At 71.6% G+C, this 26,533-nt stretch carries 27 protein-coding genes; 10 read left to right on the top strand and 17 right to left on the bottom strand.

Translation table 11 applies throughout. The features are described from left to right. Positions 1 to 46: 46 nt before the first annotated feature. Both mqnP and ACZ5ON_RS06590 read right to left on the bottom strand, forming a co-directional pair. On the bottom strand, positions 47 to 949 hold the full coding sequence (gene mqnP, locus ACZ5ON_RS06595; protein ID WP_465586303.1) for a menaquinone biosynthesis prenyltransferase MqnP: 903 nt from the start codon (positions 947 to 949) through the stop codon (positions 47 to 49). Between the two features lie 67 nt (positions 950 to 1,016). Beyond that, positions 1,017 to 2,468, bottom strand: coding sequence for a menaquinone biosynthesis decarboxylase (locus ACZ5ON_RS06590; protein WP_465586301.1), 1,452 nt, complete (start codon positions 2,466 to 2,468; stop codon positions 1,017 to 1,019). Between the two features lie 79 nt (positions 2,469 to 2,547). Here ACZ5ON_RS06590 and ACZ5ON_RS06585 point away from each other — a divergent pair, with 79 nt between their 5' ends. The 3 genes from ACZ5ON_RS06585 to ACZ5ON_RS06575 all read left to right on the top strand — a co-directional run bounded on the left by ACZ5ON_RS06585 (position 2,548) and on the right by ACZ5ON_RS06575 (position 5,340). Then, the gene (locus ACZ5ON_RS06585) at positions 2,548 to 2,949 is read left to right on the top strand and encodes a PLD nuclease N-terminal domain-containing protein (RefSeq protein WP_465586299.1); all 402 of its coding nucleotides are present in this window, start codon (positions 2,548 to 2,550) and stop codon (positions 2,947 to 2,949) included. Positions 2,950 to 3,463: 514 nt separating this feature from the next. Beyond that, on the top strand, positions 3,464 to 5,065 hold the full coding sequence (locus ACZ5ON_RS06580) for an acyl-CoA carboxylase subunit beta (RefSeq protein WP_465586297.1): 1,602 nt from the start codon (positions 3,464 to 3,466) through the stop codon (positions 5,063 to 5,065). 62 nt (positions 5,066 to 5,127) lie between these two features. After that, entirely contained in the window at positions 5,128 to 5,340 is a 213-nt protein-coding gene (locus ACZ5ON_RS06575) for an acyl-CoA carboxylase subunit epsilon (protein WP_344634895.1), read from the top strand. Positions 5,341 to 5,450: 110 nt separating this feature from the next. Here the strand turns inward: ACZ5ON_RS06575 and ACZ5ON_RS06570 are convergent, their stop codons facing one another. The 7 genes from ACZ5ON_RS06570 to hemL all read right to left on the bottom strand — a co-directional run bounded on the left by ACZ5ON_RS06570 (position 5,451) and on the right by hemL (position 12,495). After that, positions 5,451 to 5,801 carry a hypothetical protein gene (locus ACZ5ON_RS06570; protein ID WP_465586294.1) on the bottom strand — a complete coding sequence of 117 codons (351 nt, stop codon included), beginning with the start codon at positions 5,799 to 5,801 and terminating at the stop codon, positions 5,451 to 5,453. 164 nt (positions 5,802 to 5,965) lie between these two features. Beyond that, complete coding sequence (gene ccsB / locus ACZ5ON_RS06565; protein ID WP_465586292.1) at positions 5,966 to 7,105, bottom strand: c-type cytochrome biogenesis protein CcsB; 1,140 nt, start codon at positions 7,103 to 7,105, stop codon at positions 5,966 to 5,968. Between the two features lie 3 nt (positions 7,106 to 7,108). Further along, on the bottom strand, positions 7,109 to 8,941 hold the full coding sequence (gene resB / locus ACZ5ON_RS06560) for a cytochrome c biogenesis protein ResB (protein ID WP_465586290.1): 1,833 nt from the start codon (positions 8,939 to 8,941) through the stop codon (positions 7,109 to 7,111). A 3-nt stretch (positions 8,942 to 8,944) separates the two neighbouring features. Next, positions 8,945 to 9,745, bottom strand: a complete 801-nt coding sequence (locus ACZ5ON_RS06555) for a cytochrome c biogenesis CcdA family protein (protein WP_465586288.1) — start codon at positions 9,743 to 9,745, stop codon at positions 8,945 to 8,947. Then, positions 9,742 to 10,341, bottom strand: coding sequence for a TlpA family protein disulfide reductase (locus ACZ5ON_RS06550; protein WP_465586286.1), 600 nt, complete (start codon positions 10,339 to 10,341; stop codon positions 9,742 to 9,744). The genes ACZ5ON_RS06555 and ACZ5ON_RS06550 overlap by 4 nt, the downstream gene beginning before the upstream one ends. A gap of 145 nt (positions 10,342 to 10,486) precedes the next feature. Next, positions 10,487 to 11,134 carry a histidine phosphatase family protein gene (locus tag ACZ5ON_RS06545; RefSeq protein ID WP_465587129.1) on the bottom strand — a complete coding sequence of 216 codons (648 nt, stop codon included), beginning with the start codon at positions 11,132 to 11,134 and terminating at the stop codon, positions 10,487 to 10,489. Positions 11,135 to 11,160: 26 nt separating this feature from the next. Then, positions 11,161 to 12,495, bottom strand: coding sequence for a glutamate-1-semialdehyde 2,1-aminomutase (hemL, locus tag ACZ5ON_RS06540; protein ID WP_465587127.1), 1,335 nt, complete (start codon positions 12,493 to 12,495; stop codon positions 11,161 to 11,163). A gap of 430 nt (positions 12,496 to 12,925) precedes the next feature. Here hemL and ACZ5ON_RS06535 point away from each other — a divergent pair, with 430 nt between their 5' ends. After that, entirely contained in the window at positions 12,926 to 13,534 is a 609-nt protein-coding gene (locus ACZ5ON_RS06535) for a hypothetical protein (protein ID WP_465586284.1), read from the top strand. A 66-nt stretch (positions 13,535 to 13,600) separates the two neighbouring features. Here the strand turns inward: ACZ5ON_RS06535 and ACZ5ON_RS06530 are convergent, their stop codons facing one another. From ACZ5ON_RS06530 to ACZ5ON_RS06520, 3 genes are all read right to left on the bottom strand, one after another. Then, positions 13,601 to 14,179: a tyrosine-type recombinase/integrase gene (locus ACZ5ON_RS06530; RefSeq protein WP_465586282.1), complete on the bottom strand. Its 579-nt coding sequence runs from the start codon at positions 14,177 to 14,179 to the stop codon at positions 13,601 to 13,603. 74 nt (positions 14,180 to 14,253) lie between these two features. Then, positions 14,254 to 15,042 (bottom strand): tetratricopeptide repeat protein, encoded by a 789-nt coding sequence (locus tag ACZ5ON_RS06525; RefSeq protein ID WP_465586280.1) that lies wholly within the window; start codon positions 15,040 to 15,042, stop codon positions 14,254 to 14,256. Positions 15,043 to 15,206: 164 nt separating this feature from the next. Then, a complete protein-coding gene (locus ACZ5ON_RS06520; protein ID WP_465586278.1) occupies positions 15,207 to 15,734 on the bottom strand; it encodes a GNAT family N-acetyltransferase in 528 nt (175 codons plus the stop codon). Positions 15,735 to 15,916: 182 nt separating this feature from the next. On the opposite strand from ACZ5ON_RS06520, the gene ACZ5ON_RS06515 reads away from it, so the two are divergent. Together ACZ5ON_RS06515 and ACZ5ON_RS06510 are read left to right on the top strand one after the other, a co-directional pair. Then, positions 15,917 to 18,145, top strand: a complete 2,229-nt coding sequence (locus ACZ5ON_RS06515) for an FUSC family protein (protein WP_465586276.1) — start codon at positions 15,917 to 15,919, stop codon at positions 18,143 to 18,145. Between the two features lie 60 nt (positions 18,146 to 18,205). Continuing rightward, the gene (locus ACZ5ON_RS06510) at positions 18,206 to 19,099 is read left to right on the top strand and encodes a DMT family transporter (RefSeq protein WP_465586274.1); all 894 of its coding nucleotides are present in this window, start codon (positions 18,206 to 18,208) and stop codon (positions 19,097 to 19,099) included. Positions 19,100 to 19,136: 37 nt separating this feature from the next. Here the strand turns inward: ACZ5ON_RS06510 and ACZ5ON_RS06505 are convergent, their stop codons facing one another. Genes ACZ5ON_RS06505 through lysA form a run of 3 tightly spaced genes read right to left on the bottom strand, consistent with a single transcriptional unit; the run spans position 19,137 to position 21,479 of the window. After that, positions 19,137 to 19,415, bottom strand: coding sequence for an acylphosphatase (locus ACZ5ON_RS06505; RefSeq protein WP_465586272.1), 279 nt, complete (start codon positions 19,413 to 19,415; stop codon positions 19,137 to 19,139). Beyond that, positions 19,412 to 20,191, bottom strand: a complete 780-nt coding sequence (locus ACZ5ON_RS06500; protein ID WP_465586270.1) for a DUF72 domain-containing protein — start codon at positions 20,189 to 20,191, stop codon at positions 19,412 to 19,414. Before ACZ5ON_RS06500 ends, ACZ5ON_RS06505 begins: the two co-directional genes overlap by 4 nt. A 19-nt stretch (positions 20,192 to 20,210) precedes the next feature. After that, positions 20,211 to 21,479: a diaminopimelate decarboxylase gene (gene lysA / locus ACZ5ON_RS06495; protein ID WP_465586268.1), complete on the bottom strand. Its 1,269-nt coding sequence runs from the start codon at positions 21,477 to 21,479 to the stop codon at positions 20,211 to 20,213. A gap of 397 nt (positions 21,480 to 21,876) precedes the next feature. Between lysA and ACZ5ON_RS06490 the strand changes: the two genes are divergently transcribed. Continuing rightward, on the top strand, positions 21,877 to 22,452 hold the full coding sequence (locus ACZ5ON_RS06490) for a DUF4291 domain-containing protein (RefSeq protein WP_465586266.1): 576 nt from the start codon (positions 21,877 to 21,879) through the stop codon (positions 22,450 to 22,452). Positions 22,453 to 22,627: 175 nt separating this feature from the next. Here ACZ5ON_RS06490 and ACZ5ON_RS06485 read toward each other — a convergent pair whose 3' ends face one another. Together ACZ5ON_RS06485 and ACZ5ON_RS06480 are read right to left on the bottom strand one after the other, a co-directional pair. Next, positions 22,628 to 24,283 carry an RICIN domain-containing protein gene (locus tag ACZ5ON_RS06485; protein ID WP_465586264.1) on the bottom strand — a complete coding sequence of 552 codons (1,656 nt, stop codon included), beginning with the start codon at positions 24,281 to 24,283 and terminating at the stop codon, positions 22,628 to 22,630. Between the two features lie 325 nt (positions 24,284 to 24,608). Beyond that, entirely contained in the window at positions 24,609 to 24,848 is a 240-nt protein-coding gene (locus tag ACZ5ON_RS06480) for a chaplin (protein ID WP_465586262.1), read from the bottom strand. Between the two features lie 436 nt (positions 24,849 to 25,284). Here ACZ5ON_RS06480 and ACZ5ON_RS06475 point away from each other — a divergent pair, with 436 nt between their 5' ends. From ACZ5ON_RS06475 to ACZ5ON_RS06465, 3 genes are all read left to right on the top strand, one after another. After that, the gene (locus ACZ5ON_RS06475) at positions 25,285 to 25,521 is read left to right on the top strand and encodes a chaplin (protein ID WP_465586259.1); all 237 of its coding nucleotides are present in this window, start codon (positions 25,285 to 25,287) and stop codon (positions 25,519 to 25,521) included. A gap of 324 nt (positions 25,522 to 25,845) precedes the next feature. Further along, on the top strand, positions 25,846 to 26,112 hold the full coding sequence (locus ACZ5ON_RS06470; RefSeq protein WP_465586257.1) for a chaplin: 267 nt from the start codon (positions 25,846 to 25,848) through the stop codon (positions 26,110 to 26,112). Positions 26,113 to 26,189: 77 nt separating this feature from the next. Further along, complete coding sequence (locus tag ACZ5ON_RS06465) at positions 26,190 to 26,438, top strand: chaplin (protein ID WP_465586253.1); 249 nt, start codon at positions 26,190 to 26,192, stop codon at positions 26,436 to 26,438. The last annotated feature ends 95 nt before the right edge of the window (positions 26,439 to 26,533 follow it).

Genomic DNA, 26,533 nt, shown 5'->3' with positions numbered 1-26,533 from the left:
CTCGGCAGCATAGGCACTGCCTGCGACAGGTGCGGCCGGAGCGGAGTCAGACGCCCAGGCCCCGGATGACCAGGTCGAGCAGCGCGAACGCGAAGAGCGAGATGCCGACGAAGCCGTTGGTGCTGAAGAAGGCCCGGTTGAGCCGGGAGAGGTCGCCGGGCCTGACGATGGTGTGCTCGTACACGAAGGCGCCTGCCACCACCGCCAGGCCGGCCCACATGGCCGGGCCGGCATGGGTGCGGAGGGCGAACCAGACCAGCAGACCGGTGGTGACCAGGTGGCAGACCCGGGCGCCCCACACCGCGGCGGCGACGCCGAAGCGGGCGGGCACCGAGCGGACCCCGTCGGCGCGGTCGGAGTCGACGTCCTGGCAGGCGTAGATCAGGTCGAAACCGCCGATCCAGATGCCGACGGCGAGGCCGAGCACGACCGCGTCCCAGGACCAGGTACCGGTGACGGCCAGCCAGGCGCCGACCGGGCCCATGGCCTGGGCGAGGCCGAGGATCGCCTGCGGGAAGTCGGTGAACCGCTTACCGTACGGATAGACCACCATCGGGATGACGGCGATCGGCGCGAGCACCAGGCAGAGCGTGTTGAGCGCGGCGGCGGCGCCCAGGAATACCAGCAGGGCGACCGCCGAGCCGGTGTACGCGGTGCGCACCGAGACCGCGCCGGTGACCAGCTCGCGGCCCGAGGTGCGGGGGTTGCGGGCGTCGATCTCCCGGTCGATGATCCGGTTGGCGGCCATCGCGAAGGTGCGCAGGCCGACCATGCAGATGGTCACCAGCACCAGCTCGGCCCAGTGCATCCGGCCGTCGTCCAGGAACATCGCGGTGAGCGCGGCGATGTACGCGAAGGGCAGGGCGAAGACCGAGTGCTCGATCATCACCAGCCTGAGGAAGGCCCGGGTCTTGCTCTGCGGAACGGCGGCCGTGGTCACAGTCCGCACTCCGGATCGACCCCGCGAGCGCGAGGACAGACCCCGGGCCCTTCCGGCACCATCGCGACAGGCTTCATCACAGTCCATACTCCTTCCAGCGTCGGGTCACTCGTTCGGCGGTGGCCGGGTCCGAGCTGACCATCTCGGGCCAGCCGCCGTCGCGCGTGTAGCCCTCCTCGGGGAGCTTGCGGGTGGCGTCGATGCCCGCCTTGCCGCCCCAGAACTGCTGGTAGGAGGCGTGGTCCAGATGGTCGACCGGCCCCTCGACCACGGTGAGGTCGCGGCTGTAGTCGACGTTGCCGAAGGCGCGCCAGGCGACCTCGTGGTAGTCGTGCACGTCGCAGTCGGAGTCCACCACGATGATCAGCTTGGTCAGCGACATCATGTGGGCGCCCCAGATGGCGTGCATGACCTTCTGGGCGTGCTTGGGGTACTTCTTGTCGATCGAGACGATCACGCAGTTGTGGAAGCCGCCGGCCTCGGGCAGGTCGTAGTCGACGATGTCCGGAATGATCACCTTCAGCAGCGGCAGGAAGAAGCGCTCGGTGAACTTGCCGAGCGGCCCGTCCTCGGTCGGCGGGCGGCCGACCACGATCGACTGCAGCAGTGGCCGGCGGCGCATCGTGACGCAGTCGATCTTCAGCGCCGGGAACGGCTCCTGCGGCGTGTAGAAGCCGGTGTGGTCGCCGAACGGGCCCTCCGGCAGCATCTCGCCGGGCTCCAGCCAGCCCTCCAGGACCACCTCGGCGTCGGCCGGGACCTGGAGCGGGACGGTCTTGCAGTCCACCATCCGCACCCGCTCGCCGGCCACGAAGCCCGCGAACAGGTACTCGTCGATGTCGCCGGGCAGCGGGGCGGTCGCCGCGTAGGTGACGGCGGGCGGGCAGCCGAAGGCGATCGCGACCGGGAGCTTCTCGCCCCGCCCGGCGGCGACGGCAGCGTGGTTGCGGCTGTCCTTGTGGATCTGCCAGTGCATGCCGATGGTCCGCTTGTCGTGCCGCTGCAGGCGGTACAGGCCGAGGTTGCGGATGCCGGTGTCCGGGTCCTTGGTGTGGGTCAGGCCCAGGTTGAAGAAGGAGCCGCCGTCCATCGGCCAGGTGAACAGCGCGGGCAGCCGGTCCAGGTCGACGTCGTCGCCGGTGAGCACGGTCTCCTGGACCGGGGCGTCCTTGACGTTGCGCGGCGGCACGTGGGCCATCGAGGCGAGCTTGCCGAAGGCGTCCCGGAAGCCGGTGAAGCCCTGCGGGAGCTCGGGCCTCAGCAGTCCGGCGATCTTCTCCGAGATGTCGTCGGGCGACTTCAGGCCGAGCGCCTTGGCCAGCCGGCGCTCGGTGCCGAAGACGTTCATCGCCAGCGGCATCGAGGAGCCCTTGACGTTCTCGAAGAGCAGTGCCGGGCCCTTGGCCTTCTGCACGCGGTCGACGATCTCTCCGATCTCCAGATAGGGGTCGACCTCGACCTTGATGCGCTTGAGGTCGCCCTCTCGCTCCAGCGCCCGGAGAAACGAACGGAGATCGTCGTATGCCATACGTGTCAGTATCCGACACCGACTAGCCTGGGCCCGCAAAGAGGGGCCCACCTGTCATCACCCGGGGGAGATCGCCGCTGTGCTGAGGATTCTGCCGCCCCTGCTCGTGCTCGCGCTGTGGATCTGGGCCTTCATCGACTGCCTGACCACTCCCGAGGAGGAGGTCCGCCACCTGCCGAAGGTGGCCTGGGTGATCATCGTGCTGCTCTTCCCGCTGGTCGGCTCGGTCGCCTGGCTGGCGGCGGGCAGGGGGCGCGGCCGGGCGACGGCCCGGACGGCGAGCGGCCCGGACGGTGCCGGGCGGACCCGCCCGGTGGCACCGGACGACGACCCCGAGTTCCTGGCCTCCCTCGACAAGGAGACTCCCCACAAAGACGACCTACGGCACGAGGACGTGCTCAGGCGGTGGGAGGCCGACCTGCGCCGCCGCGAGGAGGAGCTGCGGCGCAAGGGCCATCCGGAGGACGGCGGCCCCGCCTGACCAGTCCCGGCCCCGGTGATCCCGCCCCGCGAGGGGTCGGCCAAGGGCCGTGAGCAGGGCGTGCCGACACGCGGACGGCCCATGGGAACCACCCGTTCGGACCTCCGGGCCTGGCACTCGGGCGTGGGGCACCGCTTTGGTGCATCCCTACCATCCGCTGACGTCGCCAGGGCGTTCCCGGGCACCGCCCCCGCTGCCCGGGCCGCCTCGCCGGACAACCGTCCGAACCTCCGTCACGCGCCCGACCTGCCGCTCTGACCTGCGGAATCGGCGTATCACACCGACCATCCGCCACTTCCCCCGGTAGCCGGCCCCGAGCTGTGGGTGAGCGGTACGCCGTTCATGCTTTCTGTACGGCTTTCACATGTTCTCGGGCCCGACCTTGTACGGAATCGACGCCGAAACCCGGGCCCGAACCCTCGTAGTGTCGTAGGTGAAGAAGTGTTCGCAGCAGCAGCCGCCGCCACCGCAGGCCGGCTGTCGGACAGTTCCCTCACACTTGGAGTGGTTCGAGATGACGGTTCTGCACGAGGCGCCGGTCGGCGACGAGATCCCCGAGATCCCGGCCGATGCGCGCGGGCGGGTGGCCGAGCTGCACGACCTCCGGGAGAAGGTCCGCCGGGGCCCGAGCGAGAAGGCCACCGAGGCGCAGCACGCCAAGGGCAAGCTGACGGCGCGCGAGCGGATCGATCTGCTGCTGGACGAGGGCTCGTTCCGCGAGGTCGAGCCGCTGCGCCGGCACCGGGCCACCGGGTTCGGCCTGGAGGCGAAGAAGCCGCACACCGACGGTGTGATCACCGGCTGGGGCACCGTGCACGGCCGGACGGTCTTCACCTACGCCCATGACTTCCGGATCTTCGGCGGCGCGCTGGGCGAGGCCCACGCGCAGAAGATCCACAAGATCATGGACATGGCCATCGCGGCCGGTGCGCCGCTGGTCTCGCTGAACGACGGCGCCGGCGCCCGGATCCAGGAGGGCGTCACCGCGCTGGCCGGCTACGGCGGCATCTTCCAGCGCAACACCAAGGCCTCCGGTGTCATCCCGCAGATCTCGGTGATGCTCGGCCCGTGCGCGGGCGGTGCGGCGTACTCGCCGGCGCTGACGGACTTCGTGTTCATGGTCCGCGAGACCTCGCAGATGTTCATCACCGGCCCGGACGTGGTCCAGGCGGTGACCGGCGAGAAGATCAGCCAGAACGGGCTCGGCGGCGCCGACGTCCACTCGGGCGTCTCCGGCGTGTCGCACTTCGCGTACGACGACGAGCAGTCGTGCATCGAGGAGGTGCGCTACCTGCTGTCGCTGCTGCCGCAGAACAACCGGGAGATGCCGCCGGCCGCGGTGAACGACGACCCGGTCGAGCGCCGCTGCGAGGCACTGCTCGACCTGGTGCCGGTGGACGGCAACCGCCCGTACGACATGCGCAAGGTCATCGAGGAGATCGTCGACCACGGCGAGTACCTGGAGGTCCACGAGCGGTGGGCGACCAACGTGCTGTGCGTGCTGGCGCGGATCGACGGCCACGTCACCGGGATCATCGCCAACCAGCCGCAGTCGCTGGCCGGCGTGCTCGACATCAACTCCAGCGAGAAGGCCGCGCGCTTCGTGCAGATGTGCGACGCGTTCAACATCCCGCTGGTCACCCTGCTGGACGTGCCGGGCTTCCTGCCCGGTGTGGACCAGGAGCACGGCGGCATCATCCGGCACGGCGCCAAGCTGCTCTACGCGTACTGCAACGCCACCGTGCCGCGGATCTCGCTGATCCTGCGCAAGGCGTACGGCGGCGCCTACATCGTGATGGACTCCCGCTCGATCGGCGCGGACCTGTCCTACGCCTGGCCGACCAACGAGATCGCGGTGATGGGTGCCGAGGGCGCGGCGAACGTGATCTTCCGTCGGGACATCAACGGGGCGGAGGACCCCGAGGCGATGCGCGCACAGAAGATCAAGGAGTACAAGGACGAGCTGATGCACCCGTACTACGCGGCCGAGCGCGGCCTCGTGGACGACGTCATCGACCCCGCCGAGACCCGCACCGTGCTGGCCTCCGCCCTCGCCATGCTCCGCACGAAGCACGCCGACCTGCCCAGCCGCAAGCACGGCAACCCGCCGATGTAACGGGCCGCCCAGGCCCGTCGGTCCCACACCAGACTTCTTGATCCGGGGGAGAAACCACAACCATGAGCGCTTCTGCCGAACCCCTCGTACGCATCGTCCGCGGCTCCCTCACCGACGAGGAACTGGCCGCCCTCACCGCCGTCCTGATGGCCCGTGCGGCCGCCGCCCAGGCCGCCGCCGTCCAGACCGCCGTGGTCGAGCCGATCGCCAACTGGCAGCGCCTGGAGCGCCGCCCGGCGTACTTCTCCCCGGTCAGCTGGCAGCAGGCCGCCTGACGGTCCTGCGGGCCGCCTGTGACGAGCGCCCGCCCTGCGGCCGTACTCCTCGGAGTGCGGCCGCAGGGCGGGCGCTGTCGTCGTCCGGCCCGGGGCTCGGCCGGGTGCGTTCAGGCGGCGGCCAATGCCGCCGGGCGCCCGGCGTGCATGACGGCGAGGTTGGTGGCCAGGCGCTGCGGGTCCTGGGAGAGCCAGAGGCGGACGGCGGCACCGAGCATGGCGCTGGCGGAGTCGAGCCGGACACCGGTGGACTGGGCGACCCGGCCGGCGGCCAGCACGAGCAGGTCGGCCAGCGGGGCGGGGAGCCAGACGGTCTGGGCACAGGGGGCCGGCTGGGTGAGTGCGCCGAGCAGGCGGCAGGCGTCGGCGGCGCAGTGCAGGATCGGCAGGACGTCCAGCAGCCCGTCGGCGACGACCTCGGAGACGTCGCTGCGGTGGCCCTGCGCGAGCCGGCGGAGCAAGGCTCTCTCCGTAGCGGTGATTCGGACGGTCAGCATGACCTCATCGCACTCCATCGTGCGGCCCTCCTCGCGGCCTTGGGACGGGTAAGAACGGCTGGGAAAGGAAAGTAGCGGTACGAACCTCCCTGCCGCCGAGCGAGCGGCAGGGCGCGTGGGACGGACGGTCAGCCGACACCGGCGTAGGAGTGCTTGCCGGTGATGAAGATGTTGACGCCGTAGAAGTTGAACAGATAGAAGCTGAAGGCCAACAGGGCCAGATAGGCCGCCTTCCGGCCCTTCCATCCGACCGTGGCCCGGGCGTGCAGGTACGCGGCGTAGGCCACCCAGGTGATGAACGACCAGGTCTCCTTCGGGTCCCACTCCCAGTACTTGCCCCAGGCCGCCTCGGCCCAGATCGCGCCCGCGATGATGGTGAAGGTCCACAGCGGGAAGACCATCGCGTTGATCCGGTACGAGAGCTTGTCCAGCGAGGAGGCGGCGGGCAGCCGCTGCCAGACCGAGGCCGGGGTGCCCAGCGGGCCGGTGGTCAGGCCCTGGGCGGCGCGCTGGTCGTAGCGGTCCTTGCCCAGGTAGAGCAGGGTGGAGACGAAAGCCGCGTACAGGAAGCCGCCGCAGATGATCGCGGTGGAGACGTGGATGGCCAGCCAGTAGGAGTGCAGCGCCGGGACGAGCTGCTCGGAGTCGGTGTACAGCACGCTCACCGCGAGGCCGAGGGTGAGCAGCACGGACAGCATCACCGGCAGGCCGAGCCAGCGGGCCTTCTTCCTGGCGACCAGCAGGCCGAGGTAGGCGAGCACCATGGTGAGGCCGAAGGCGCAGGAGAACTCGTACATGTTGCCCCACGGCCAGCGCATCACCGAGAGGCCGCGGCTGACCACGGCACCGGCGTGCAGCAGGGCACCCAGGACGGTCAGCGAGACCGCCATCCGACCGGCCAGGTCGCCCTTCTCGCTGGTGCCGGCGGCGCCCGGGCCGTCGACCGCATCGGCCTCGCCACGGCCGCTGGTCACCACGGTGGCGCCGGCGTCGGCCAGTGCGGTGCGGGTCAGGGTGGTGGTCCCGCCGTTCGCCGAGGCGACCGTGACGGTGACCCGCTTGGCCGCCTTGGCGGGCTCGTTCGCGGCCGCCAAGGTCTCGGCCAAACTGGCCTGCTCGACCGAGCGGACGGCGACCGCACCCTTGCTGCCGAACGTCCACTCGAACATGTGGGCGAACATCGCGATCAGGTACACGGCCATCGCCGAGTAGATCAACTTGTTGGAGAGGTCGGCCAGCTGGAGGTCGACTCCCGAGGCGAGATGCACCGTCTACTCCTTGGAGCTCGGGTCGGCGGGGGATGTGGGGCCTGACGGTTCGTCCGACACGGCTGCTTCGTCCGAGGCGGGGGTGGACTCGGAGGTGGGGGCTTCCTCGGCGTCGGACGCGTCCTCGGCCCGCGCTTCGGGCTTCACGGCGGGCTCGGCCCCGGACTCGGTCGCCGACTCGGGCTCGGCCCCGGACTCGGTCGCCGGGGCGTCGTCCTGGAGGTCGACGGCGAGTTCGGCGAGCTCCTCCGCGATCTTGGCGGACTCGCTCCTGGCCAGTCCGGCGGCCTCGACCAGGGTGCGGCCGTCGGGGGTGGTGACCGCCCGGACCCAGATCCGGCGACGCTGCACGAACAGCGAGCCGATCAGACCGAGGATCGCGCAGACCGCACCGGTCAGGGCGATCGCGTTGCCCGGCCGGTGGGAGACGGTGAAGCTGGCCCACTCCTGGACGCCGTCGAAGGTGACGGTGCCGTAGCCGTCCGGGAGGTTCCAGCCCTGACCGGGCTTCAGCCGGGCCCTGGCGATGTCGCCGTCCTGCTTCAGCTGGGTCAGGTGCTGGGTGTTCAGCTGGTACACGTTCTGCGGCAGGCCGGAGTCGGTGCCCAGGTCGCCCGCGTACGCGGTGAGCACCAGCATCGGCTCGGCGGCGGCCGGGAAGAGCGAGACCGGCCCGGTCTGCTCGAAGTTCACCGGCGCGGTCGGCAGGAAGTAGCCCTGGAAACCGAGCTGGGTCTTCTTGCCGTCCTTCTCACCGTAGTCGTTGACCTTGATGACACCGGTGGAGGTGAGGTTGCCGTCCTGCGGGAGGAAGGCGGTCGGGCCCGCGTACACGGTCTCGCCCTTGGCGTTCTTGACCGTGACCACCGGGGCGTAGCCGTGACCGATCAGGAAGACCTTGCTGCCGCCGATCTCCAGCGGGTGGTTGACCTGGACGTCTGCCTTGGTCAGCTTGGTGTCGTCGGAGCCGGTCCAGTACCGGATGTGCGCGGCGTACTCGCGCGGGGTGCCCATCTGGTCGCCGCTGGTCTGGTACTCGGCGGTGAAGCCGTCCAGCTTGAACCCGAAGGGGTCCAGGTCGTCGCTGGTGTAGAAGGCCGAACCGGTGAAGTCGTCCAGCTGGGTGGTGGTGTTGGAGTAGCCCTGGCCCACGATCACCAGCTTGCCGCCCTGGCCGCTGGCCAGGCTGGCCCAGGCGAAGCCGGCGAGCAGCGCGAACAGCGAGAAGTGGAAGAGCAGGTTGCCGACCTCGCGCAGATAGCCCTTCTCGGCGGCGACCGCTCCTCCGTCCAGATGCGCCCGGAAGCCGCGCTTCCGCAGGCGCTGGTACGCGGCCCGGTTGACCGCCCCGGGGTCGGCGTCGGTGTGCCAGGCCGCGTAGACCGGCATCCGGGTGAGGTTGCGCGGCGCGGCCGGCGGCTTGGCGCGCAGCACTCCGACGAACTGCCAGGTACGCGGGATGATGCAGCCCGCCAGCGAGACGAACAGCAGGATGTAGATCGCCGAGAACCAGACCGAGCTGTAGACGTCGAACAGCTGGAGCTTCTCGTAGATCGGCGTGAGCGACTTGTGCGCGGCCTTCCAGGTCTCGACCTTGAAGGAGTTCTGGCTGGTCTGCGGGATCAGCGAGCCGGGGATGGCGGCCAGCGAGAGCAGGAACAGCAGGATCAGCGCGACCCGCATCGAGGTCAGCTGACGCCACATCCAGCGGAACCAGCCGAGCACTCCTATGCCGGTCGGCGAGTCCGTCTCGGCGGGCGCGCTGCTGAGCCGCTCGGCCTCCGCTTCGGTGACGTCCTCGGGGCCCTTGGGTGCGCGGGTTCGGGTGTCGCTCACGGGTCAGATTCCGATCGAGAAGTTCTGGGTGGCGTACTGGAGCTGGTTCACCAGCGCGTCCCAGGCGCCGGTGACCAGCAGCAGGCCGACCGTGACGAGCATGCCGCCGCCGATCCGCATCACCCACCGGTAGTGCTTTTTGATCCAGCCGAAGGCGCCGAGCGCCTTGCGGAAGGCGAGCGCGGCCACGATGAACGGTACGCCGAGGCCGAGGCAGTACATGGACATCAGCAGCGCACCGCGCCCGGCATCGGCCTGGCTGAGCGACAGCGTCTGGATCGAGGCCATGGTCGGACCGATGCAGGGCGTCCAACCGACCCCGAAGACGATGCCGAGCAGAGGTGCGCCCACCAGTCCGACGGCGGGGCGGCGATGCGAGCGCAGTTCGCGCATCGAGAAGCCGGGCAGCAGGCCCATGAAGGCCAGGCCCATCACGATGGTCACCACGCCCATCACGGTGTTGATGGTGTGCCGGTGGTCGAGCAGGGTGCGGCCGAAGAAGCCGAAGAGCGCACCCCCGGAGACGAACACCGCGCTGAACCCGAGCACGAACAGCAGCGAGCCGAGCAGCATCCGGCCGCGCCGCGAGCCCCTGGCGTCCGCCAGGTCGGCGGCGGAGAAGCCGGTGACGTAGGAGAGGTAGCCCGGGACCAGCGGCAGCACGCAGGGCGAGAAGAAGGACACCAGCCCGGCGGCGAGCGCGATCGGGACGGCGAGCAGGATGGCCCCGCCGGCAACCGTCGCGTTGGTCTCCCCCAGCGCGAGCGGTACCTGCGGCACCTGGGTGAGGAGGGCCGCGCTCACTGGGACTTCTCGTCGACGACCGGCTGCAGCAGCGACTCCAGGTCGTCCGAGGAGATCGCGTGCAGCGACCGGGCGGCGAGCCGGCCCTCGCGGTCCACGACGATCGTGGTCGGGATCGACTGCGGGTTCAGGCTGCCCTTGGGGAACTTCAGGATCTGGGTGCCCTCGGGGTCGTAGATGCTCGGGTACGTCACGCCGAAGTTCTGCTCGAAGCGCACCGCGAGGGACGGGTCGGTGTCACGGGTGTTGATGCCCAGGAACTGGACGCCCTTGTCCTTGTACTTCTGCGAGACCGCCTGGAGGCCTGCGGCCTCGGCCCGGCAGGGGCCGCACCAGGAGCCCCAGATGTTGAGGACCACGACCTTGCCTTTGAAGTCGGCGAGCGACGCGTCGCCGCCGTCCAGGGTCTTGCCCGAGATCGCCGGGGCCGTCCCCCGGTCGGCGACCGGGGCGGTGTCCAGACCGCCCTTGCCGGTGACGAAACCGGTCTGTCCTCCGCTGCTGGACGTGCCAGAGCTGCAGCCGGTGAGGGCGAGTGCGGCGACGGCGCCGAGGGCGGCGGCGAGGCGGATACGGCGGCGGGGCGTCCCAGACATGTGAAAAGTTTCGCATGGGACTTCAGGTGGTTTCAGGGGGGTCCGACCTTGCCTGCCGGACCCCCTCTGACCTGCTGTTCCTGCACTTATGATCCGCTTATTTCGGGCAATGTCCGATTGGATCTTCCGAACAGCGGGCCGGCCCTCAGGCGCCGAAGCTCTTGCCCACCGGCTTGCCCTTGCCGCCCTTGCCGACCAGGTGGGCCGGCAGCAGGTCGCGGGCCGGCTCCCGGTAGCCGATCGAGACGATCCGGTCGCCCTCGTAGGTGAAGCTGGTGAGCGAGGCCAGCGAGCACTGCCGGCGGCGCGGGTCGTGCCAGAGCCGGCGGCGCTCGGCGAACGAGCGGACGATCCAGATCGGCAGCTGGTGGCTGACGCAGACCGCCTCGCGCCCGCGCGCGGCGTCCCGGGCCGCGGCGAGCGCGCCCATCATCCGGACCACCTGCTCCAGGTACGGCTCGCCCCAGGACGGCTTGAACGGGTTGGTCAGGTACTTCCAGTACGCGGGGTTGCGCAGCGAGCCGTCGCCCACTCCGAAGGTCTTGCCCTCGAAGACGTTCTCCGCCTCGATCAGCCGCTCGTCCACGGCCACCTCCAGGCCGTGCACCTTGCCGATCGGCTCGGCGGTCTCCTGCGCGCGGGTCAGCGGCGAGGCCACCACGTGGGTGATGTCGCGGTCGGCCAGGTGGTCGGCGACCCGGTCGGCCATCTGCCGGCCCAGCTCCGAGAGGTGGTAGCCGGGGAGGCGCCCGTACAGGATGCCCTCCGGGTTGTGCACCTCGCCGTGCCGCATCAGGTGGACGACGGTGGTCTCCTTGCTCACTTGCTTCCCTCCGTGGGCTGGGCCTGGGCCGCCGCACGGGCGGCGGCGGGCAGGGCGGCGGCGATCCGCTCGATCGCCCGCTCGTCGTGCGCGGCCGAGACGAACCAGGACTCGAACGCCGACGGCGGCAGGTAGACGCCCTGGCTGAGCATCGAGTGGAAGAAGCCGTTGAACCGGTACGCCTGCTGGCGCCTGGCCTCGTCGTAGTTGGTGACCTGCTCGTCGGTGAAGAACACCGAGAACATGTTCCCGGCCTTCTGCAGGCGGTGGACCACGCCCTCCTTGGCCAGCGCCTCCGTCACCAGCCCGGAGACCTCGGCGGCCACCCGGTCGACGGTGGCGTACACCTCGTCGGTGCAGCCGCGCAGCTGGGCGAGGCCGGCCGCGGTGGCGACCGGGTTGCCGGAGAGGGTGCCGGCCTGGTAGACCGGGCCGGCCGGGGCCAGCTGGGCCATCACGTCGGCGCGGCCGCCGAAGGCCGCCGCCGGGAAGCCGCCGCCCATCACCTTGCCGAAGGTGAGCAGGTCGGGGGCCCAGCCCTCGTGGGCCGCCTCCAGGCCGTACCAGCCCGCCTTGGAGACGCGGAAGCCGGTCATCACCTCGTCCGAGATGAACAGCGCGCCGGCCGCCCGGCAGAGCTCGGCCAGCCCCTTGTTGAAGCCGGGCAGCGGCGGGACCACGCCCATGTTGCCCGGGGACGCCTCGGTGATCAGACAGGCGATCTCACCCGGGTGCGCGGCGAAGGCCGCCCGGACCGCGTCCAGGTCGTTGTAGGGCAGGACGATGGTGTCGCCCGCCTGGGCGCCGGTGACACCCGGGGTGTCCGGCAGACCGAAGGTCGCGACGCCGGAACCGGCGGCGGCCAGCAGCGCGTCCACGTGACCGTGGTAGCAGCCGGCGAACTTGATCACCTTGGCGCGGCCGGTGAAGCCGCGGGCCAGCCGGATCGCCGACATGGTCGCCTCGGTGCCGCTCGACACCAGCCGGACCTGCTCGACCGGGGCCACCCGGGCCACGATCTCCTCGGCCAGCTCGACCTCGCCCTGGCCGGGCGTGCCGAAGGAGGTGCCGCGGGACACCGCCCGCTGGACGGCGTCGATCACCGCCGGGTGCGCGTGCCCCAGGATCATCGGCCCCCAGGAGCACACCAGGTCGACGTACTCGCGGCCGTCGGCGTCGGTCAGGTAGGGGCCGGTGCCGGACACCATGAAGCGCGGGGTGCCGCCGACGGCGCGGAAGGCGCGCACCGGGGAGTTGACGCCGCCGGGGGTCACGACCGAGGCGCGGTCGAACAGCGACTGGGACTGAGGGGCCTCGTACGGGTAGCTCATCGGGTTGGTCACCCGGACATGGTCTCAAATCGTGTCCTTTACCTCCGCATGTCGGGCCCGATCATCTGGAACGATGATCCGTGTACTGCGACCGCTCCGGCGGACGGCCCCTCCTTCCCCTCGGCGGGCGGGAAGGGACGGCGTCCCGCTCGGGACGCCGATCTGACGGGAGATCCCGTCCGGATGGGCCGAACAGCCTGTACGGTCTGTAGGGTTTGTAGGGTTTGTGCGGTTATCCGTACTACCACCGCGCCGTGCAGGCGGCACGGGGCGCGGGACACTGTCGCGGACGACGGCCGCGGCGGGTGCGGGCAGCGCAGGTGCGCGCGGGGCAGCTGACGCGTGTACGGCGACGCAGGACGGGTAAGGGGCACGTTCGGAGGACGCCGAGCGTGCGGGGGTCTGTCGATTCCGGCGAATTCCGGTGAGGATGGTCCGAGTGTCCGAGACGCAGGACGGTTTCGATGAGGCCGCGGGTGCATCCCGCCGGTCCACCGGGGCCGCGGGCGGGGGAACGGGTGCGGGCAGGGAAAGGCGGGGCGAGGGCAGAGTGGGGGTCACCTACAAGTACTTCGGGGCACCCGACCGAGCCACCGCCGCCAGGGTCCCGACCGCGCTCGGCCCGGGCGGTCTCGGCCTCGACGCCGGGGAGCTCGGCTCCCTCGGCCGCCTCGGCGACCTGATGGAGACCAGCGGCTCCCCCAACGGCCACCTCTCCACCAAGATCAAGCCGGAGACCATGAGCGCCATGGTGCTCACCGGCATCAAGGGCGTCCCGCTCCACCGGGTCCCGCCGCTCGAACTGGTCGTGCTCCACCCCGACTACGCCGTGGTCCAGCTCCCGCACAACGTGGTCGAACCGCTGCGGACGGCCGACGAGACCGAGCTCGGCGCCGCCGCCTTCATCTGGTCCACCGTTCCCGACCGGCGGGGCCCGCGCGACGCGTTCGTGATCTACACGATGCTGCACGAGTGGCAGGACTTCGCCAACCGGCTGCACGAGGCGGGGCACCAGCTGTACTGCCTGGTCTGGCCCTGACCTGCGGGTTCGTCGCCTACGGGGAGCCCGCCGGAGCCCATCTGGCGGGCCTTCAGGAAGCAGCCGTCAGACCGCCAGGGCACATTGGGGGCACATCGCTTCGGAAGTGCCCCAGGCCTCGCCCCGCTTGGCCGTGCCGTACAGGAAGTCGTCGGCGGCCGATCGGCTGCGGCCCTCACTGCTGGGCATGAGGTGAGTGCACGTCCGGAGCGTGAAGCCGGGGTCGGAGTGGCCGAGGTAGACGGCGAGGGCCTTGATGCTGGTACCACCTTCGAGATGCGCCGAGGCGTAGGCGTGGCGGAGGGCGTGCATCCCGTCCTCCGGCGCCGCCTCGAAGTACTGGGAGCCGCTCGTGCGCGGGGGAATCACGCTGGCGTGTACCAGCGCCCGCTTCCAGATGCCCTGGTTGAAGACACTTCGGTTGTGCGGCTTCCCCTTGGCGTCCACGAACAGCAGACGAAGGGTCTTCGGCTTGCCGTCCGGAGTGTGCCAGGGCAGCGTGACGGGCGTCGTCCCGAACCGCTCCAGGTGAGCGCGGAGCGCCGTGGCCGTGCCCGGCGACAGTGGGACCGAGCGAATCTTCTCGCCCTTCGGTAGCGCGAACACCATGGTCTTGCCGACGAAGCGGATCTGCTGGTTCACCACGACGCCACCGACGTGGAGATGATGAGCGAAGCCGCGCCGGCACGAGCACCGGGAAGCGGCCGACTCACCTGGCGTCACAGGGACACGAGTTCGCCAGCTCTCTGCGCGAGTTCGGATGCGCCAGGGATCCCTCGCCTGCTGTAGACGGCCATAGTCGAGCGCACCGTCTTCAGCTCCTTCCTGTTCCGGTCGGACGCCACGCCGTCCATGAGGTCCAGGCACTGATCCCAGAGGATCACAGCCTTCTCGTGGCGGTGCTGGGCGGCCACAGACTTGGCGAGGTTCGCGAGTGTCAGACCACGAACCCGCTGGTACGTCCCCTGGACGCGGCCCTCCAGCGCCGCGCGGTAGTGCCGTTCGGCGGCCCGGTGGTCCTTCATCTCGGTCAAGGTCTTACCCGTGTGCGATGCCACGGTGGCCGCAACCCGGTTCGAGGAAGTCGTGAAGACCGCACTCGGAGCCGAGCGGCCACCATGGCCAGGACGGCCGGGAAGTCCCCGCACTCGGCGACGACGCGGGGGACGAAGCCCGCGGTCATGCACCGGCTCGTGAGCCCGGACCGCGTCGCGGTGCTGCGCGCGCAGGGCGCGCGCAGTCTCGTCGCGGGCCTCCACCAGGAGGCGCAGCAGCCCGCCGGACGGGCGCTCCCGCTCCAGGTAGGCATCGGTCAGCGCGATTGCGCGCGTCGGGTCCGAGGCGGCCGGGTGTGCGGCACTGACGAAGCGTTGGGCCATGTCGCTCGACCAGGTCCGCCATACCTCGCCGATCCGACCGAAGTACGCCGTCGCGTACGGGGCGAGCAGATCGGCGTGCTCCGGCTCGGCGAAACCGGCGAGGATCGCGCGGAACTCCGCGTTGCCCAACCCGCCGCCCAGCATCAGCTGCCAGGCCTCGGGCCTTGGCCTCGGCGGTGGGGAGCGCCGCCCGGCAGCCGGCCGCGCTGCGCCGGCCGGTCGCGGACGAGTCCTCGACGAGCAGGGCATCGATCTCAGCGCGCCGAGGCCCGGTCGGGCGCGCCGGCTGTCCGTCAGGGGCGGTCGGCGCGTCGCCCGGCGCGGTACTCGGTGCGGTCGAGGACGTGCACGGTGAGGGAGCGGCCGGCGAGTTCGTCCTCGCGGAGCGGGGTGAACCCGAGGCGGCGGGCCACTGCGGTCGAGCCGTGGTTGCCATGGTGGATCATCGCGGTGATCCGGGGCAGGCCGAGTCGCTCGAAACCCCAGTCGAGCACGGCGCGGGCGGCCTCCGTCGCGTAGCCGTGGCCCCAGTGGGCGCGGGCGAGGGTCCAGCCGGCCTCGGTCTCGTCGAACTGCTCCCACCAGAACAGGCCAGCCCGGCCGATCGTCTCACCGGTCGCCGCCAGTTCGATCGCGCACAGGCCGTGACCGCGCCGCTCCCACTGCTCCTCGATGCCGCGCAGCCGGGTTCCGGCCTGCTCCCGGGTGTAGCTGCCGACGAAGCGGCCCACCTCGGGGTCTGCGTGCAGCCGCACCCACCAGTCGGTGTCGGCCGTGGAGAGCGGGCGCAGCCGCAGGCGGTCGGTGGTGACGACGTACATTCGGTCCTCGTCTCGGGTCGTGGGGATACCGGTGGGTGGAGGCCCGGACGGACACTCCGTGATCTTGCAACGCCCGGGTCGCGCGGTTCGCGCCGGGCTGGCACGGGCCTTTCGGCGCACCGTGCGGGGGAATCCGGGCGGTGCCATGCTGGAGCGCGGGGGCAGCAGGAGCACAGAGGCCCATGGAGAGCTCACCCCCTGGTCGAAGTCCCGGAGGCGGGGCGGTGCGGTCGCTGCTCGGCGTCCTCTCCGGTGCCCCGGCGGCTCCCGTCGCGCGGAACGCCGCACGGGTGACGCTCGCCGCCTGCGCCGGTTTCTACCCCTGCCTGTACCTGCTGGAGACGCCGGTGACGGCGACCTACGCCCTGTTCGCCGCGGTGGCGATGGGCTCACTGTCCCGGATCCCCGGTACCGGGCGGCAGCGGGCGGCGGTGATCGCCCGCGCTCTGCCGGTCGGGTGGGCACTGGTGACCGCGGGCACCCTCCTGGCCGTCAGCACCTGGGCGGCCGTCGCGGGCACCCTGGCGGTCAGCTTCGTGCTGGCCTTCGCGGCGGCGGCCGGACCGCGGCCCGCCGGGGCGGCTCCCGGGCTGCATCTGCTCTACATCCTGCCGTGCTTCCCGCCGTTCGCACCGCAGACCCTGTCGCAGCGGCTCGCCGGGGTGACGCTCGGGGTGGTGCTGCTGGTGGCCGCCGACGTGCTGCTGTTCCGCGACCCGCCGCCGGTCGGGTACCGGATGCTGCTGGCCGACGCGACGGCGGTCGCGGCCGGCTGCGCCGAGGAGCTGGCCCGCGGGGTGGACGCCCGGCCGGGACTGCGGCCGGACACGCGGGAGCGGGCGCGCCGGGCGGGCCAAGCGCTGAGTCCCGGCACGGTGCCGCCGGCGGAGCGGCCGGCCGGCCCCTCGCGGCACGTCCGGGCGCTGGCCTACGCCGGTGGTTCGGTACGGCAGCTGCTGGCCCGGCTGTCGGCCCTGCCGTCACCGCAGCCCGGTTGGGAGCAGGAGGCGGCCGAGCGGCGGTTGCTGGCGGGGATCGGTGCGGTCGTGGGACAGGCCGCCGAGGCGCTGCGGGCGGCCGGGCCGGTGACCGCGGCACCGCCCGCGTCCGCGCTGGACGGTGCCCTTCGGGACTTCCGGCGCGAGCGGGTCTGCTGCGGCTCGGATCACGCCGACCGGGCCGCCCAGCGGGCGGCGATGCTCCGCCAGGCCGCGCTGACGGAGGCCGGAGAGGCGGCCAGGACCCTGCTGGGTGCGATCACCGTGGCGACCGGCGGGAGGCAGCTGCCCGCGGACCTCGCGGCCGGTCCGCTCTGGTTCGCCCACCTGCCCGGCTGGCGGCTGTGGGGGCTGCGGCTGACCGCGAACTTCAGCCGGCGGTCCGTCTTCTTCCAGAACGCCACCCGGACCAGCCTGGGCCTGGCGGCGGCGCGGGCGGTCACCGGAGTGATCGCGATCCCGCACGGCTTCTGGGCCCTGCTCGCCGCGCTGACCCTGACCCGTACCAGTAGCGCCCAGACCGGTGCGACGGTGCGCCGGGCGCTCGTCGGCAGCCTGGTCGGTGCGCTGGCCGCGGCGTTCCTGCTGCTCGCCATCGGGCAGCACCGGAACGCGTACGCCGCCGGCCTGCCCGTGGTGATGCTGGCGGCCTTCCTGCTCGGGCCGCTGCTGGGAGTCGGCTGGGCGCAGGGGCTGTTCACCGTGGTGGTGTCCCTGGTGTTCGCCCAGCTGGCGCCGGCGAGCTGGCAGCTGGCCGAGAGCCGGTTCGTGGCCGTCCTCACCGGCAGTCTCATCGGTCTGCTGTGCGGGCTGTTCGCCTGGCCGCACGGGGTGCGCGGCGAGCTGCGGCGCGATGTCGCCACCGTGCTGCGGATCATCGCCTCGACGGTCACCGACACCGTCCAGGTGGTGACCGGCCACCGGCCGGAACCCGGGCTCTCCCAAACCCGGGTGGTCCACACCCTGACCCTGGCCGAGGCCTCGTACGCCCAGTGCCTGAGCGAACCGGGCGATCTGCGGACGGAGGGGGTCGACTGGCAGGCCGCGATCGTCGCGGGCCACCACGCGGTGCGCGGCTCGAACCGGCTGCTCGGTGCCCGGACGGCCGGGGAGGAGTCCGTCGGTGAGCGGCACGGCGAGGGTCTGCGCGAGGCGGCGGCCCGGCTGGCCGGCGAGTACCTGGCCCTCGCCGAGCGGCTCGCCCCGTTGGGAGAGTGCGCCGTGCACAAGGAGCGGCTGCGCACCGACCCGCGCGGCCTGGCGGGGGTCGGCCCGCGGCCGGTACCGGCGGGCCGGTCGGACGACGGGACGGACGACGTACCGGCCGGGCGCCTGCTGCTGTTCGACACCGGAGTCTGGCTCCAGGGGCTGGCACTGGATCTGGACCGGATCCGGGCCGGAGCACCTGGCTGACCCGGGGCGGCGTGAACGGCCGGGGTTGCGGGACGCGGCGGGTGGGGGCAGAACGGGAGCATGCAGGTGCTGCTGCCCGTCCTGTTCGCGCTGTGCGCCGCCCTGAGCAATGCCGTGGCCGTGGTGCTGCAGCGGGTGGCCGCGCTCTCGGTGCCGCGCTCGGACCGGTTGCGGCTGGGGCTGATGTGGGACCTGCTGCGGCGTCCGGTCTGGCTGGGCGGCATCCTGGCGGTGATCGCCGCGGCCGTGTTCCAGGCCTCGGCGCTGGCCACCGGGGCGATGACGGTGGTCCAGCCGCTGTTCGTGATCGAGCTGCCGCTGGCGTTGATCATCGCCTCCCGGGTCCTGCACCGCCGGATGCCGCCGCGTGGCTGGATGGCGGTGGGGTCCGTGGTGGTCGGTCTGGCGGTGGCGATGGTCGCGCTGTCACCGAGCGCCGGGGTCCCGCGTGCGCCGTCGATGGTCCGCTGGGTGCCCGCGCTGGCCGGTTGCGGCGGGGCGGTGGCCCTGCTGTCGCTGGTCGCGCTGCGGCGTCCGGTGGGCCGGGTCAGGGCGGGGTGCCTGGGTGCGGCGGCGGCGATCGGTTACGCGCTCACCGCGGCCCTGATGAAGTCGGCGATGTACGTCCTGGGCCAGGACGGCGTCGCGGCGTTCTTCCTGGCCTGGCAGACCTACGCCTTCGTGCTGGCGGGCGTGTCGGCGCTGTTCCTGTTCGAGAACGCGATGCAGGCCGGGCCGCTGGTGGCCTCGCAGCCCGCGCTGACCCTCGGGGACGCGCTGGTGAGCCTGGCCCTCGGGGTGACGCTGTACGACGAACGGGTGCGCGGCGGCTGGTGGTTGGCGCCCGCGCTGCTGGGGGCCGCGCTGGTGGCGGTGGCGGCCGTCACCCTGGCACGGATCCCGCTGACCGGACTGGTCGTCGCGGCGGAGCCGGCGAAGGCCGGGCACCGCTGAGGCGGGGGTTCTCGAGGGAGCGGGGAGCCGCGCACCGCTACCAGGGGGTCGGGTGGATCTCGAAGGCGGTGAGGCCCTCCGGGGCCTCCTCGTGCCGGCGGACTCCGTCGACGGCCGCCGCCTCGGGGCCGTGCCGGGCCCACCTGAGGAGTTCGGCGACGGCCGCGGGCGGGCCCTCGAAGACGGCCTCGACGGTGCCGTCCGGCAGGTTGCGCACCCAGCCGGCCACGCCGTGCCGCTGCGCGACCTGGCGGCAGGTGTCGCGGAAGAACACGCCCTGGACCTGGCCCGAGACGATCACCCGGCTGCGGATCATGCGTACCTCGCTGGAACGGTGGCCGGGGTACGGCTGACCGTACGGCCCGCCGAGGCCGCGGCGGCGGCGAACACGGTCGCGTCGAGGACGGCCGCACCGCCGAGGTCGTTGTTGAAGTACACGTAGACGTCGTCGTAGTCGTCCGGCCAGGACTCGGTCAGCCGGGCCAGCCAATGGGTGAGGCACTGCTTGCCGTACCTGGGGAAGGGCTGCGCGAGACCGGCGTGGAAGCGCAGGTAGCCCCAGTCGGCGGTGCGCCACAGCGGGGTCACCGGGCGGGCCCGGCGGTCGGCCCAGCAGAGGGCGGCGCCGTGCCGGGTGAGGACGTGACGGATCTCGGGCGTCCACCAGGACTCGTGGCGCATCTCGACCGCCACCCGGGTGCCGGGCGGGAAGCAGCCGAGGCAGGTGTCGAGGAGTGCGGGGTCGGCCCGCAGGGTGGGCGGGAGCTGGAGCAGGATCGGGCCGAGCCGCGGGCCGAGTCCGGTGGTGGCCGTGCAGAGCCGCTGGACCGGCTCCTGCGGGTCGTGCAGGCGCTTGATGTGGGTGAGGTAGCGGCTCGCCTTGACCGCCATCACGAAGTCGTCGGGGACGCGGGAGCGCCACTCGGCGAAGGTCTCGGGCGGTGGCAGGCGGTAGAACGCGTTGTTGTTCTCCACCGTGCCGAACCACCGGGCGTACTCCTCCAGCCAGAGCCGCCGCGGCGTCTCCTTCGGGTAGAGGCGGCCGCGCCAGTCGTCGTACTGCCAGCCCGAGGTGCCGACGAACAGGGCCATACCTCCATGGAAGCACGCCCTATCCGGGAAGGTCCGCCTCCAGCGCGAGGAGGTCGGCGACGTTCTGGCGGCGGCGGATCAGCCGGGTGTCGGCGCCGTCGGTGAGGATCTCCGGGATCAGCGGCCGGGAGTTGTAGGTGGAGGACATGCTGGCGCCGTACGCGCCGGTGTCGTGGAACACCACCAGGTCGCCGATCTCGGCGGCGGGCATCGGGATCGGCTCGACGTCGCCGTCCGGGGCCTGGGTGAAGACGTCACCGGACTCGCACAGCGGCCCGGCCAGCACGGTGTCGCGGCCCTGGGCGAGCCGGGGCTCACCGGACGGGTCGAGCACGGTGACCCGGTGGCTGCTGCCGTACATCGCGGGCCGCATCAGGTCGTTGAAGCCCGCGTCGACCAGGACGAAGTGGTTGCCGCCGACCGGCTTCTGCGCCCGCACCTCGCTCAGCAGCACACCGGAGGAGGCCACCAGGAAGCGGCCGGGCTCGATCTCCAGCCGTACCGGGTGGCCGAGTTCGGCAGCGAGCTCGCCGCGGGCACGGTCCCAGAGCCGGAAGTAGCGGTCGGTGTCGACCTCGGGCTGGCCGGGCGCGTACGGAACGGAGAGGCCGCCGCCCGCCGAGATCGCGCGGATGTCGTGGCCGGACAGCCGGACCTGCTTGACCATGGTCTCGCATACCGCCTCCAGGTGGCCGTAGTCCACCCCGGAGCCGATGTGCATGTGGAAGCCGATCAGGTCCAGGCCGTACCGGTCGACCAGGGCGAGGCTCTCGGCGAGGTGCTCGTGCCAGATGCCGTGCTTGCTCTGCTCGCCGCCGGTGTTGGTCTTGCGGCTGTGTCCGTGGCCGAAGCCGGGGTTGATCCGGATCCAGACCGGGTGGCCGGGGGAGGTGCGGCCGAGTTGGTCGAGCATCTGCGGCGAGCCCGCGTTGACCGGGACGCCGAGTTCGGTCACCCGGCGCAGGGTCGGCCGGTCGAGCAGGTCGGCGGTGAAGACGATGGGCTCATCGGGGCCGTCGGGCTCGAACCCGGCGGCCAGGGCGCGCTCCAGCTCACCGAGCGAGACGGCGTCCACGGCGACGCCCTGCTCGCGCATCAGCCGCAGGATGTGGATGTTGGAGCAGGCCTTCTGCGCGAACCGGATCTGGTCGAAGACGCGCAGCCTGGCGATCTGGGCGCGGATCGGCTCGGCGTCGTAGACCCAGGACGGCGTGCCGTACTGCTCGGCGATCCGGGCGATCCGGGGGCCGTCGAGGGCGCCGGGGAAGGCAGGGGCAGAGGTCGTCATGGTCCGGTCCGTCTCTCACGCCGGTAGGAGTCGTTGCACCGCAATCCTGCTTGAGGAGGGCCGTTGATCGCAGGGCTGTCCACGCCTCGGAAGCCCCGCGCCCGGGACTCGGGATGGGCGAAATTCCCTGCTCAGAAGGGGTGCTGGAAACCTTCCGGCGACGTCTCGGTGGCGGCGCAGGGTTTCTCGCCCAGCCGGTGGCAGCCCTGAAAAACCGGGGCCGTACGCGCGGCCGGCGGCTGTCCGAAGGCGGACCGCGGAAGGCGCCGTCCGACCGGCGAGGAGAGCACGCCGACGGTGGGACGCCCGGTCGGCGGTGCGCTCCCGGCGGTGACACGGGGCCGGACAGCGGCTGAAGACCGTGCGGCCGGGCGGGCGGGTGGGGAAGGATCGCCCCATGCGTACGCCGAGCCGTCAGATCCGCGCCGCCTACACCGACGAGACGATCACGGTCTACCAGGCGTTCTCCCCCGAGATCGCCGAGCCGGCCGCCGCGAGAGGGTGCTTCCCCGAGACTTTCAGCATGGAGCGGATGACCTGGATCAAGCCGTCCCTCCTGTGGCTGATGCACCGCAGCGACTGGGCCCGCAGCGCCGGGCAGGAGCGGGTCCTGGCGATCGACATCCGGCGGGACGGCTTCGAGTGGGCACTGGCCAACTCCGCGCTCAGCTCGTACGACTCCCGGGTGCACCGCTCGCGCGACCAGTGGCGGCGCGAGGTGCGCAGGAATCCGGTGCGGGTGCAGTGGGATCCGGAGCGGGGTCTCGGTCTGCAGCCGCTGCCTTGGCGCGCGCTCCAGGTCGGACTGCGGGGCGAGGCGGTGCGGCGCTACGTCGGCGGGTGGATCACCTCGATCACGGACGTGACGCCGCTCGCCGAACGGCTGCGGCGCGAACGGGACGCCACGCTGCTGCCGGCCGAGCGCCCGTACCCGCTACCGGACCACCTGGCCGCACGAGTCGGGGCCGGCTGACCACCCGCCATACGGGCCGGCAACTCATCGGCGGCACGGGGAACTTGACGGCCGTACGTCCCGCAGGAGCGCTGCGCCCCCGGACCGCACGGCGTCCGGGACGCCCCACGGACGCACCTGGCGGTCGCGCAACTCCTCACACCCCTCGAGGAATTGCACGACCGCCCGGCCGGTCTCAGCCGTGCACGTAGACGATGCCGAGCTTGGTGAGCTGCCAGGACTGGGCGGCCGCGCCGGTGTCCTCGGCCAGCACGACCTGCGGGTTGCCCTGGGCGTCGAGCTGGTTCGAGGCGGTGGCGACCACACCCGGGGCCTGCGAGTCGGCCAGCCGGTAGCTGCCGTCGGCGCCGGGCTTGAAGATCCAGTGCTGGTTGCCGCCGCCGTTGCAGCCCCACTGCTGCAGCCGGGTACCGGGCGCGGTGGAGGCCGCGTTGGCGTCCAGGCACATGTTGCGGTTGCCGCTGAAGTCCAGCTCGAAGCTGCCGCCCGGCTTGGCCTCCAGCACGAAGGACTGGTTCAGCCCGCCGGTCGCCGGATAGGTGATCGCGCCGCGCCCGTTGGTGCTGTCACCGTAGGTCCCGCCGCCCGAGAGGTCGAGCACCTGGCCGGTGGCGGTGTTGGTGAGCTGGTACCAGGCGCCGTCCTCGGGCTTGTCGGGGAAGGGCCGGCCGGGGGTCAGCGGTTCGATCGAGGTGGTGTTCTGCTGGTTCAGGGTGCAGAACGCCTCCTGCTGGCCAGGCAGTTGGTAGAACTGGGCCAGGCAGCGCGCCTCGGCCGCATAGCCGGCCACCCGCAGGTGGTACGACTGGCGCACCATGTTCATGCAGACGCCCGGGATGCTGATCTGCGAGTCGCAGCCGTTGCGGGTCTTCTCCGAGAGGTCGATGACGTCGCCGTTGGCGTACTCGTACGGTGAACTCGTCCACTCCGCGCAGACCTCGTGGCCGTAACTGACCCGCCGCTGGTCCAGGTAGCGCACGCCGGGCACCCGGGAGGCCGCCTGCCGCAGGGCGTCGCTGAAGGTGGGCACCACCCAGTCGTGGCCCCAGGCGAGGTCCTCGGGGAAGGCCGGGCAGCCATCGGCGATCTTGCCGATGGGGTCGTTGCGCCGGATGTCCGGGGTGATCGGGGTGAAGTAGGACTGGTAGACCAACTGGTACGAGGCGTCCGGATAGCCCGCGCCCCGCATGGCGCCCCGGACGCTGGTCAGCGCGGCCACCACCTTGGGGATGACCTTCACCGCGCGCTGCCGGATCGCGTCGCTGCCGATGGTGTCGCGGCAGCCCTGAGACTTGGGGATCGGGAAGTACTGGGCCAGGCAGCTGAGCATGATGCCACTGAAGTCGAAGTCGTCGTTGGCGCCGATCGTGACGACCACCATCTTGACGTTGTACCTGCTTGCCACGTCGGCGAGTTGGACGTCCTGCTTGGGCTCGCCGAAGTCGCCGCTGCCGGGGCCGGTCACCTTCGCGAGGTCCGGGTCGCTGACCAGGTCGCCGGTCTGGGCGCCGGAGCAGGCCAGGTCGATCGGGGTGACGTCGGGCAGGCCGGTGACGAAGATCTCCGACTTGTCGTGCCGGTGGCAGTAGTCGGTGGGGGTGTCGGTGCCCGGGACATAGGCGTCGTTGGTGTCAGTACCCGCACCCTCGCCGGAGATGGCGCTGTCGCCGAGGGCGACGATGGCGGCCGGCTTGTCGGCGTGCGGGGCCGCGGGCGCGGCGGCGAGGGCCCCCGGGGCGCCCGCGAGGGTGAAGGTCGCGATCAGCCCGGCGGCGGCCAGCAGGGCCGCCGGCCGGCATCTGCGCGCACCTGACAGGTGTGACCTGGTCACGCATGACTCCTTGGAGGGTGGGGGACCGTCCGGCGTGCGCCGGACGGCGCGGAGCATGGAGCGTGTTCCGCCGTCCGGGACCTGGGGGCGTACGGGAGTCCGGACGACAAAAGGTGAGTCGGCCTCACATGTTAGGTACTGACAAGTAGCTCAACAAGGGTCAGAACGGACTTCGCGGCAGTCCGTCCGTGCGACGGGACATGGCAGAGCCGCCGCCGCGCCTCAGGAGGCGGAGGGCGGCGGCTCAGGTGACGAACCGACCGGAGGAAGTACCGAGTTCCAGAAGGTCAGGCGCCGTGGTACCGGACGCCGACGGGTGCGGAGGTCAGCCGACGTTCGGGCAGGTGCTGCCGGAGGCCGGGTTCAGAAGACCGATGACGCTGAGGGCGTTGCCACACGCGTTGACCGGGACGTGGACCGGCACCTGGACGCTGTTGCCGGAGCCGACGCCTCCGGAGTTCATCGTGGCGCCGCTGACGCCGGCGCTCGCCATGGCGGTGCCGGCTCCGGCCGCGACCATGCCGACCACGGCAGCGCCGACGGCGGCGGCCTTCTTGATGCTCATATGAGTCTCCTCGTTCCGTTGAAATCAGATCTTCCGAGCGCCACCGCGGAATTGGGCCAGCTGGCTCAGAAGAGCATGGGCATGCGTCTGTCCCAACGAGGCCCCCGTGATCCGGTTGCGTGCTCCCGTTCGCATTCACCCGTCAGCACTAATACCGGCCGGCCGTGACACTCGCACCCGACGCGCCGGCGGCTTGTGTCCGCATGCGTACCGACCGGCCTCGCCCTCCTTGCCCGCCTCCGACCGGGCGACACGCCCCCTTCACGCGTGCTCTCCTCCCTATTGCCGGCCGGTCCGGTACACGGCGTTCGGGTGATCGCGGAATCCGCCCGTTTCCCACCGCCCGCCCCGTCGTTTTCACAGGCGAAACACGCTCCACCCGACAGGACCCGCAGGACAAAACCTGCGCCAAGACCCACAAGAAATGAGACATATCATGCGCAAGCTCGCCCACGGCGCGTTCGGCACCGCTGCTGCCACGGCCCTGCTGCTCGGCGGCGCGGCCTCCGCCCACGGCGCGTCGGCAGACGGCGCGACCGCCAACTCGCCCGGCGTGCTCTCCGGCCTCGCGGCGCAGGCCCCGGCGCACGTCCCGGCAAACGTGTGCGACAACACCGCCACCGCTGTCGGGCTTCTGAACCCGGTCTTCAGCGGCGCCTGCGGCAACGGGTGACCACGGACGGCTCCCCGCCCCGACAAGCCCGCCGCCCGATCGGCGGTCGGCTCCGCCCATGAGCTCCCGGGAGAGGGACGGCCCGCCAGTGGACTTCCGTCCGCCGCGCGGTCTTCCCCGGACGCCCCGCGGAACGACTGTTCCCGATCGTGCGGGACCAGTCAACGGGTGATGGAAGAACGGGCAGGCCCCGCCCGAGCCACGGGCGACCACCCGTCTTCGGCCGCGTGAACGAAGGCTACAGCCCATCCGACGGCATCGGGCGACTGTTCCGACTCCCATGCCCGACCGTCAGTCGTCGGGCACAGAAACGAAGGAAATTCCATGCGCAACGTCAAGAAGGTTGCCATTCTCTCGATCACCGCCGCCGGCCTGGCTCTGGGCTCCGCCGGCACCGCCAGCGCCGGCGCGGGCGCGGCCGGCACGACCACCGACTCGCCCGGCGTGGCCTCCGGCAACTCGGTCCAGGTCCCGGTGCACGTCCCGGTCAACGTGTGCGGCAACACCATCAGCGCTGTCGGCCTGCTCAACCCGGTCATGGACAACGCCTGCTCCAACACCGACACCCCGGCCAGCACCAACGACTGCTGACGCACGTCCCCAGCCGTGCCCGGTCCCGATCGGGTGCGGCGCATCCCTCCCGTTTGCGATCCAGGAGATCGACTCCCATGCAGAACGTGAAGAAGGCTGCTTTCCTGACCTCCGCCGCCGTCGGCCTGGTGCTGGCCGGCGCCGGCGCCGCCAGCGCCGGCGCGGGCGCGGCCGGCACGACCACCGACTCGCCCGGCGTGGCCTCCGGCAACTCGGTCCAGGTCCCGGTGCACGTCCCGGTCAACGTGTGCGGCAACACCATCAGCGCTGTCGGCCTGCTCAACCCGGTCATGGGCAACGCCTGCTCCAACACGTCCAACGGCTGAGACGTCCCCGGCCGTTCACAACTGCCCTTCGGCCCTCCGGCCGAGGGGCAGTCGGTTTCGGTGGTCCCACCCTGCGGGTTGGACCACCGAAACGC

It is taken from the genome of Kitasatospora sp. NPDC032150 (genome assembly GCF_055579945.1).
The sequence above is the reverse complement of the archived record's forward strand: the minus strand, read 5'-3'. Positions and strand labels throughout refer to the sequence as shown.